Origin of the sequence: Pseudooceanicola lipolyticus (assembly GCF_002786325.1) — a bacterium.
GTDB lineage: Bacteria > Pseudomonadota > Alphaproteobacteria > Rhodobacterales > Rhodobacteraceae > Pseudooceanicola_C > Pseudooceanicola_C lipolyticus.
On the sequence record NZ_PGTB01000151.1, the window covers coordinates 1 to 8683 of the forward strand.

Here is an 8683-nt window from a genome sequence, read left to right on the forward strand (position 1 = left end):
CGCGCCGCACCCGGCTGAGCGCGCTGGCGGCGGTGCCCGGAACGCTGGCGTTCTACGAATCGCCCAAGCGGCTGGCAGCGGCGCTGGCCGATATGGCCGAAGTGCTGGGCGGTGCGCGCGAGGCGGCGGTCTGCCGCGAGCTGACCAAGAAATTCGAGGAAATCCGCCGTGCACCGCTGGCCGAACTGGCCGCCGCCGTCGCCGAGGCGCCGCCGAGGGGCGAGATCGTGGTGATCGTGGAGCGCGGGCGTTCGGAGAATATTAGCGAAGCTGATCTAGAACAGGATCTGAAAGCGGCGCTGCAAACCCATTCGGTGCGCGACGCCGCCGATCTGGTGGCCGGTCTGCACAATGCGAAGCGGCGCGATGTCTACCAGCTGGCACTGAAACTGGCGAAGGGCTGAACAGATGGCGGATCAGGCATTGGCAACGCGCGGACAGACCGCCTATCTGGCGGGGCTCTCGGCCGAGGACAGCGTCGCGCGCGCCTATCAGCGGCGCGGCTATGCGGTGGAGCACCGTCGCTGGCGCGCCTCCGGCGGCGAGATCGACCTGATCACCCGCGACCGCGAAGGCCTGGTCTTTGTCGAGGTCAAGACGGCGCGCGATTTTGCCCGCGCCGCCGAACGCATCTGCCGCCGCCAGATGCAGCGCATCTGCGACGCGGCACAGCAATTCCTGGCCGGCGAACCCGGCGGTCTGCTGACCCATGTCCGGTTTGACGTGGCGCTGGTGGACCGGACCGGGCGCTGCCGCATCATCGAGAACGCCTTTGGCGAGGCCTGATCGCCATTGATCCCATCCCTGCCTTGCGCCATGTATCGGCCGTGAAACCGCAGGGGAACGCGCATGAAGATCGCCTTTCAGATGGACCCGATCGGGGCCGTGGACATCAATGCCGACAGCAGCTTTCGCCTGGCGGAAGAGGCGCAGGCGCGCGGCCACGAGCTGTTTTACTACAGCCCCGACCAGCTGGCCTATCAGGAGGGCCGGATCACCGCGCGCGGCCATGACATGACGGTGCAGCGGGTGGCCGGCAACCCGGCGGTGCTGGGTGAACGGCGCGAGGTCGACCTGGCCGAGATGGACGTGATCTGGCTGCGCCAGGACCCGCCCTTCGACATGCATTACATCACTTCGACGCATCTGCTGGACCGGCTGGCCGGGCAGGTTCTGGTGGTGAATGATCCGTTCTGGGTGCGCAACTATCCCGAGAAGCTGCTGGTGCTGAACTTTCCGCAGCTGACCCCGCCGACCACCATCGCCCGCGACCTGGAGGTGATCCGCGCCTTCAAGGCCAAGCATGGCGATGTCATCCTCAAACCGCTTTACGGCAATGGCGGCGCCGGGGTGTTCCGGCTGGACGCCAATGACCGCAACCTGTCCTCGTTGCATGAGCTGTTCACCGGCTTCTCGCGCGAGCCGCTGATCGTGCAGAAATTCCTGCCCGCCGTCAGCAAGGGCGACAAGCGGGTGATCCTGGTTGACGGCGAAGCCGTCGGCGCGATCAACCGGGTGCCGGCCGAGGGCGAGACCCGGTCGAACATGCATGTGGGTGGCCGCCCGGAAAAGATCGACCTGACCGCGCGCGACAGGGAGATCTGCGCGACGATCGGGCCGCTGCTGCGGGAAAAGGGGCAGGTGTTTGTCGGCATCGACGTGATCGGCGATTACCTGACCGAGATCAACGTGACCTCGCCCACCGGCATTCAGGAACTGGAGCGGTTCGACGGCATCAATGTCGCGGCGCAGATCTGGCAGGCGATCGAGGCCAAGCTGACCTAGGAGGCGCCGCAAATGCCGGTCCGGGGCCGCCTGGGCCCGGACCAGATCGGGTCGACCCCTGCCAGGTCTTCTGGGCTTTGTGAGCGTTCCTCATAAAGACAATGATTAATATGAATTGGATTTGAGGCCTGCGGGCCTGTAAGACGGCCGCGTCGACACATTCCTTATTTCCGGCCGCCATATCCCCATGTCTTCTTCCCAACTGCCCCTTTCGCCCGTATTCGCCCGTTTGCAGAAAGCCTGCCAAGAGCGCATCCTGATCCTCGATGGGGCGATGGGCACCCAGATCCAGCAACTGGGCCTGTCGGAAGAGGATTTCCAGGGCCATGGCAGCGGCTGCGGTTGCGGCTGTCAACACCTGCAGGGCGAGGACAGGCCGCAGAAGGGCAATAACGACCTTCTGAACCTGACCCAGCCCGATGCCATGGAGGAGATCCACTTTCTCTATGCCATGGCCGGCGCCGATATCGTCGAGACCAACACGTTTTCCTCGACCAGCATTGCCCAGGCCGATTACGGCATGGAGGCGGCGGTTTATGATCTGAACTATCAGGGGGCGCGGCTGGCGCGGCAGGCGATGGACCGGGCCGAGGCCGAGGACGGCCGCGCGCGTTTCGTCGCTGGGGCGCTGGGACCGACGAACCGCACCGCCTCGATCAGCCCGGATGTGAACAATCCGGGCTATCGCGCCGTCACCTTCGACACGCTGCGCCAGGCCTATGGCGCGCAGGCGCGTGCACTGATCGAGGGCGGCGCCGACCTGCTACTGATCGAGACCATCTTCGACACGCTGAATGCCAAGGCGGCGATCTTTGCCTGCGAGGAGGTGTTTGCCGAGCGCGGCCTGCGCCTGCCGGTGATGATCTCGGGCACCATCACCGACCTGTCGGGACGGACCCTGTCGGGGCAGACGCCCACGGCCTTCTGGCATTCGGTACGCCATGCCCAGCCGCTGACCGTGGGGCTGAACTGCGCGCTGGGCGCGGCGGCGATGCGCGCGCATATCGCCGAGCTGTCGGGCGTGGCCGAGACGCTGATCTGCGCCTATCCCAATGCCGGCCTGCCCAACGAGATGGGCGAGTATGACGAAAGCCCCGAGGCGATGGCGGCACAGGTGGCCGAATTTGCCCGCGAGGGGCTGGTCAATATCGTCGGCGGCTGCTGCGGGTCGACCTATGACCATATCCGCGCCATCGCCGATGCGATGCAGGGGTTTGCGCCGCGGGCGCTGCCGAAGCCGGCGCCGAAGATGCGGCTGTCGGGTTTGGAGCCGTTCACGCTGACCGAGGAGATTCCCTTCGTCAACGTCGGCGAGCGCACCAATGTCACCGGCTCGGCCCGGTTCCGCAAACTGATCACCAATGCCGATTACGCCGCCGCGCTGGAAGTGGCGCGCCAGCAGGTCGAGAACGGCGCACAAGTGATCGACGTGAACATGGACGAGGGCCTGATCGATTCGAAACAGGCGATGATCGAGTTCCTGAACCTGATCGCCGCCGAACCCGACATCGCCCGCGTGCCGGTGATGATCGACAGTTCGAAATGGGAGGTGATCGAGGCCGGGCTGCAATGCGTGCAGGGCAAGTCCATCGTCAACTCGATCTCGATGAAGGAGGGCGAAGAGGCCTTCCTGCAGCAAGCCCGGCTGTGCCGCGCCTATGGCGCCGCGGTGGTGGTGATGGCCTTTGACGAAGAGGGCCAGGCCGATACCGAGGATCGCAAGGTCGAGATCTGCACCCGCGCCTATAAGCTGCTGACCGAAAAGGTCGGTTTCCCGCCGGAGGATATCATCTTCGACCCCAACGTGTTCGCGGTGGCGACCGGGATCGAGGAGCATGACAATTACGGTGTCGATTTCATCGAGGCGACGCGGCGCATCGTGCGGGATTGCCCGCATGTGCATATCTCGGGCGGCGTGTCGAACCTGAGCTTTTCCTTCCGCGGCAACGAGCCGGTGCGCGAGGCGATGCATGCGGTGTTCCTGTACCACGCCATCCAGGCGGGTATGGATATGGGCATCGTCAATGCCGGCCAGCTGGCGGTCTATGACCAGATCGACGCCGAACTGCGCGAAGCCTGCGAGGACGTGGTGCTGAACCGCGCGCCGGCCAATGGCGGCAATGCCACCGAAAACCTGCTGGAGATCGCCGAGAAATACCGAGGCCAGAGCGGTGGCAAGGGCCGCGAAAAGGACATGTCGTGGCGGGAACTCCCGGTCGAGAAGCGGCTGGAACACGCGCTGGTCAACGGCATTACCGAGTTTATCGAGGATGATACCGAGGAAGCCCGACAGCAGGCGGAACGGCCGCTGCACGTGATCGAAGGCCCGCTGATGGCCGGCATGAACGTGGTGGGCGACCTGTTCGGCTCGGGCAAGATGTTCCTGCCGCAGGTGGTGAAATCGGCCCGGGTGATGAAACAGGCGGTGGCTGTACTGCTGCCCTACATGGAAGAGGAAAAGCGCCTGAACGGCGACGACGGCCGCGAAAGCGCTGGCAAGGTGTTGATGGCGACGGTGAAGGGCGATGTGCACGACATTGGCAAGAACATCGTCGGCGTCGTGCTGGCCTGCAACAATTACGAGATCATCGACCTGGGCGTCATGGTGCCGGCCGAGAAGATCCTGGCCACCGCCAAGGAGCGCGGCGTCGACGTGATCGGCCTGTCGGGCCTGATCACCCCGTCGCTGGACGAGATGGTGCATGTGGCCGCCGAGATGGAGCGCGACGGCTTTGACATCCCGCTGCTGATCGGCGGCGCCACCACCTCGCGGGTACACACGGCGGTGAAGATCCATCCCCGTTACAACAAGGGGCAGGCAATCTATGTGACCGATGCCAGCCGCGCAGTGGGCGTGGTGTCATCGCTGCTGTCGACGACTCAAAAATCGGGTTATGTCGAGGGCATCCGGACCGAATATGCCGATGTGGCCGAACAGCACAGCCGAGCCGAGCTGGCCAAGACGCGGGTGACCTTGCAGGCCGCGCGCGACAACGCGCCCAAGATCGATTTTTCCGGCTATGCCGCCACCACGCCCGGCTTCCTTGGCACGCGCAGCTTCGAGGACTGGGATCTGGAAGAGCTGAGCCGCTATATCGACTGGACCCCGTTCTTTCACACCTGGGAGATGCGCGGCGTCTATCCCCGCATCCTGGAGGATGAGAAACAGGGCGAAGCGGCGCGGCAGCTGTTTGCCGATGCGCAGGACATGCTGCGGCGGGTCATCGACGAGAAGTGGTTCCGCCCGCGCGCGGTGGTCGGTTTCTGGCCGGCCAATGCGGTGGGCGATGACATCCGCCTGTTCACCGACGACGACCGGTCCGAGACGCTGGCCACCCTGCACACGCTGCGCCAGCAGACCGCCAAGCGCGGCGACCGGCGCAACGTGGCACTGTCCGATTTCGTCGCGCCCGAGGGCAGCGTGCCGGACTACGTCGGCGGCTTCGTGGTGACCGCCGGGCTGGAGGAAGTGGCAATTGCCGAGGCCTTCGAAGGCAATAACGACGATTACTCGGCAATCCTGGTCAAGGCGCTGGCCGACCGCTTTGCCGAGGCGCTGGCCGAACGGATGCATCAGAAGGTGCGCACCGACCTGTGGGGCTATGCGCCGCAGGAGGCGCTGAGCAATGCCGATCTGATCGCCGAGAAATACAGCGGTATCCGCCCGGCGCCCGGCTATCCGGCCCAGCCCGATCACACCGAAAAGGCAACCCTGTTCAAATTGCTGGATGCAACCGCGGCAACCGGCGTGGAACTGACCGAAAGCTATGCGATGTGGCCGGGGGCGTCGGTGTCGGGGCTCTATATCGGCCATCCCGACAGCTATTATTTCGGGGTTGCCAAGGTCGAGCGTGACCAGGTTGCGGATTACGCCGCGCGCAAGGGCATGACGGTGGAAGAGGCCGAACGCTGGCTGGCGCCGATCCTGAATTACACGCCCGGCGGCAGCGCCGCAATCGCGGCGGAATAGGGCCGGTTCACGGATGGCAGGATGGGGTGGAACCGCATCCTGCGCTGCGTTTCACCACGGCAACGCGGGCCGGGGCAGCCTGTCGCGTCAATTGTGCCCCAGCGCGATCAGCCAGAGCCAAACGGTGAGTACCGACGCGCCGGTTGCGATCAGCACCGAAGAGGCGGCCACCCGCTTGGCCCGGCCGTAGAGATTGGCAAAGATGTAAGCGTTGAAGCCCGGCGGCATCGCCGAGTTCATGATTGCCGAGCGGAACAGGTCCTGTGGCACCGCCAGCGCGGTGCCGAACAGCCAGACCAGCGTGGGGTGCAGCAGCAGTGAAATCGCGCAGACGAAGGTGATGGCGCGCAGGTCGCCTTCGGGGCGGTATTGCACCAGCACGCCGCCCAGGGCGAAGAGCGCGCAGGGCAGGGCGGCGCGGATGATCAGTTGCAGCGCGTCGTCGACGACGCCGGGGATCGCCAGGCCCGAGATGTTGAACAGAAAGCCCAGCGCAATGCCCATGATCAGCGTGTTGTTGAACATCGCCGACAGCACCGAGCGGACAAAGCCAAGGCCGGTTTTGCCGCGGGCACGGAAGAATTCCATCACCGTCAGTCCGAGCCCGTAGCAAAACGGCGAGTGGAAGGCGATGATGGCATAGTTGCCGACCAGCGCCTGCTGTCCGAAGGCGCGTTCGGTGATCGGCAGGCCCAGGAGCAGCGAGTTGGAAAACAGGCAGGCAAAGCCGATCACCACGCAATCTTCCCAGTCGCGCTTGAACAGCAGCCGCGCGCCGGCCATGCCGGCGGCGAAACACAGACCGGCGGCGCCATAGAAGGATACAAGCAGCCCGGGCTCGAAACTTTGCTTCAAATCGATGGTGGCGATGGCGTAAAACAGCAGGCAGGGGATGGCGAAATTCTGGGTGAATTTCATCAGGCCATCGACATGGTACGAGGTGAAGAAATTGGCGCGCGTGGCCACATAGCCGGCCCCGATCACCAGGAAAACCGGAACCACGACGTCAAACAGTGACTGGATCATGCGGGGGGCGGGTCCTTCGGGTTGAGGCTGCCTCCCACAGCGCACATAGGGAATCCGGATGCTTTCCTCACACCGGCACGCGGATGGTCATGCCGTCATAGGCGGCGGTGACATTGTCTGGCGTTTCGCGGCAGACGGTCTCGTAATCGAGATCGATATGCATGTTGGTCAGCACCGCGTTGGCGGGCCTGATCCGCTCGATCCAGCCCAGCGTGTTGTCCAGGTGCGAATGGGTCGGATGCGGCGTGCGGCGCAGCGCGTCGACGATGAACCAGTCAAGCCCGTTCAGCGCCGGCCATGCCTCGTCATAGATCTCGGCAACATCCGGCAGGTAGGCGACATCGCCCATGCGGAACCCCAGGGAATCGATCGATCCATGGCCCACCCGGAACGGGCGGAACGGGATCGGGCCGCCGGCACCGTCAATCTCGAACGGGCCGGAAATGGTCTTCATGTTCAGGATCGGCGGATAGGGCGAGCCCTCGGGCTGCACGAAGGCATAGCCGAACCGCGACAGCAGCGCGTTCTGCGTATCGCCATCGGCCCAGACCGGCAGGCGCTGGCGGGTGTTGAACACGATCATGCGCAGATCGTCGATGCCATGCACGTGATCGGCATGGGAATGGGTATAGACCACCGCGTCCAGCCGCCCGGTCCCGGTATCCAGCAGTTGGTTGCGCAGGTCGGGGGTGGTGTCGATCAGCACCGATGTGGTGCCGCCTTCGCCCTCGCGCTCGACCAGCATCGAACAGCGGCGGCGGTAATTCTTCGGGTTCTCGGGGTCGCAATCGCCCCAATGCCCGCCCAGACGGGGCACGCCGCCGGACGAGCCGCAGCCGAGGATGGTGAAGCGCATTTCGCCCATCAGGCGGCGGCCTCGAATGTGCCCACCTTCCAGAACAGGCGGTCGAAATTCTTCTGGGTCTGCGCCGCAAAGGCGGCGTAATCCATCCCGAAGGCCTCGGCGCCGACCTGCGCAGTCAGCGCGGTATAGGCCGGCTGGTTGCGTTTGCCGCGATGCGGTGGCGGGGCGAGGTAGGGGCTGTCGGTTTCCACCAGGATGCGGTCGACCGGGGCGGCGGTGAAAATGTCGCGCAGATCCTGGCTTTTGGGAAAGGCGGCGATGCCCGACATCGACAGGTAGAACCCGAGGTCAAGCGCGGCCCTGGCCAGTTCGGCGCCCGAGGAAAAGCAATGCATGACGCAGGAATAGGCGCCGTTGCGGTATTCCTCGGTCAGGATGCGGGCCATGTCGGCATCGGCATCGCGGGCATGGATGATCAGCGGCAGCCCGGTGTCGCGCGCCGCGGCGATATGGAGGCGCAGCGAGCGTTGCTGAATGTCGGCGCTGTCGGCGGTATAGTGATAGTCGAGCCCGGTTTCGCCGATGCCAACAAATTTCGGATGCCGCGCCAGCGCGGTCAGCGCGTCAACGGTGACCAGCGGTTCGTCGGCGGCGCTCATCGGGTGGGTGCCGGCGGCGTAGAACACCGGGTCATGCGCCTCGGCGATGGCGCGCACGACGGGTTCGTTTTTCAGCCGGGTGCAGATGGTGACCATGCGGGTGACGCCGGCGGCCTTGGCATCGGCGATGATGGTGTCCAGTTCTCCGTCGAAATCGGGAAAATCCAGGTGGCAATGGCTGTCGGTGATCTGGGGTATATCAGTCATGTCGCGCGAAGATCGGCAGGCTTAGCCCGCCGCGGTGTCCTGCATTTTGAAAACCGTATCTAGGACAAGTGAAGCGGGGTCAAGGTTGACCGCCGCGCCCTGGCGGGTGCGGCTGCTGATCTCGGCCGCAGCCTCGGCCCATGCCCGCGCTTTCAGCGGAGTGCCCGACAACGCGGTCAGAATGCGCGCCTCGTCGGGGGCGGCCTCGGGGCGGGGGGGCTCGCCGGTGGC

The 8683-nt window shown here is 64.9% G+C and carries 7 protein-coding genes and 1 pseudogene; 4 read left to right on the forward strand and 4 right to left on the reverse strand.

Annotated features, from left to right (window positions below; genetic code table 11):
• The 4 genes from CVM52_RS21000 to metH all read left to right on the forward strand — a co-directional run.
• A partial coding sequence (locus CVM52_RS21000; RefSeq protein WP_240621018.1) for an SAM-dependent methyltransferase occupies positions 1 to 404 on the forward strand: 404 nt, incomplete at its 5' end.
• 4 nt (positions 405 to 408) lie between these two features.
• The gene (locus CVM52_RS21005; protein ID WP_100164353.1) at positions 409 to 786 is read left to right on the forward strand and encodes a YraN family protein; all 378 of its coding nucleotides are present in this window, start codon (positions 409 to 411) and stop codon (positions 784 to 786) included.
• A 63-nt stretch (positions 787 to 849) separates the two neighbouring features.
• Positions 850 to 1785 (forward strand): glutathione synthase, encoded by a 936-nt coding sequence (gene gshB, locus CVM52_RS21010; protein WP_100164354.1) that lies wholly within the window; start codon positions 850 to 852, stop codon positions 1783 to 1785.
• A gap of 187 nt (positions 1786 to 1972) precedes the next feature.
• Positions 1973 to 5755 (forward strand): methionine synthase, encoded by a 3783-nt coding sequence (gene metH, locus CVM52_RS21015; RefSeq protein ID WP_100164355.1) that lies wholly within the window; start codon positions 1973 to 1975, stop codon positions 5753 to 5755.
• An 87-nt stretch (positions 5756 to 5842) separates the two neighbouring features.
• On the opposite strand, the gene CVM52_RS21020 is transcribed toward metH, so the two are convergent.
• The 4 genes and pseudogenes from CVM52_RS21020 to CVM52_RS21035 all read right to left on the reverse strand — a co-directional run.
• Positions 5843 to 6781 carry an AEC family transporter gene (locus CVM52_RS21020; protein WP_100164356.1) on the reverse strand — a complete coding sequence of 313 codons (939 nt, stop codon included), beginning with the start codon at positions 6779 to 6781 and terminating at the stop codon, positions 5843 to 5845.
• Positions 6782 to 6848: 67 nt separating this feature from the next.
• Entirely contained in the window at positions 6849 to 7646 is a 798-nt protein-coding gene (locus CVM52_RS21025; protein WP_100164357.1) for an MBL fold metallo-hydrolase, read from the reverse strand.
• Positions 7646 to 8452 carry a TatD family hydrolase gene (locus CVM52_RS21030; protein WP_100164358.1) on the reverse strand — a complete coding sequence of 269 codons (807 nt, stop codon included), beginning with the start codon at positions 8450 to 8452 and terminating at the stop codon, positions 7646 to 7648. Before CVM52_RS21030 ends, CVM52_RS21025 begins: the two co-directional genes overlap by 1 nt.
• Before the next feature lie 21 nt (positions 8453 to 8473).
• Positions 8474 to 8683, reverse strand: a pseudogene (locus CVM52_RS21035) (DNA polymerase III subunit delta'); the annotation flags it as partial.